We start from the raw sequence: 579 nt of genomic DNA on the forward strand, positions 1-579 counted from the left end.
GTGTGCGCGACGATGACGCGGTCGTAGCGGTMATAGACCTCGGGGTCGCGGATCAGCGACATGAAGGGGGCGAGGCCGGTGCCGGTGGCGAGCATCCAGAGGTTGCGGCCGGGCAGGATGTTGTCGGTGATGAGGGTGCCCACGGGCTTGCGGCCGATCAGCACCCGCTCGCCGACCTGGAGATGCTGGAGGCGCGAGGTCAGCGGGCCGTCCTGCACCTTGATGGAGAGGAATTCGAGGTGATCCTCCCAGGCCGGGCTGACCATGGAATAGGCGCGGACCAGCGGCTTGCCGCCGACGAGCAGCCCGATCATGGCGAACTGGCCCGAGGTGAAGCGCAGCGCGGAGTCGCGGCCGCATTTGAAGCTGAAGAGGCTTTCGGTCCAATGATGGACCCAGGTCACTTCCTCGGCGAAAAACCCCGGAGGGGCGCTGACGATGGGTTCGACGTCGATGTCCATCCGGTCGTTTTGGGGTGGGTTACGCTGCAGCGCAAGAAGAAGAATATGGACGCATGAGAGATTTCCAGCCACCGCATGACCCCGCCACGAACCCGCCTGTCGGGCCGAAGGTCGATCC

At 65.1% G+C, this 579-nt stretch carries 1 protein-coding gene; it reads right to left on the minus strand.

From position 1 onward, the window contains the following. Positions 1-461: ferredoxin--NADP reductase (locus AC1DWF_RS36940; protein WP_476843391.1), on the minus strand; the 461-nt coding region annotated here is incomplete at its 3' end. Positions 462-579: the final 118 nt, after the last annotated feature.

Source organism: Aminobacter sp. P4_D5 (assembly GCF_056401815.1).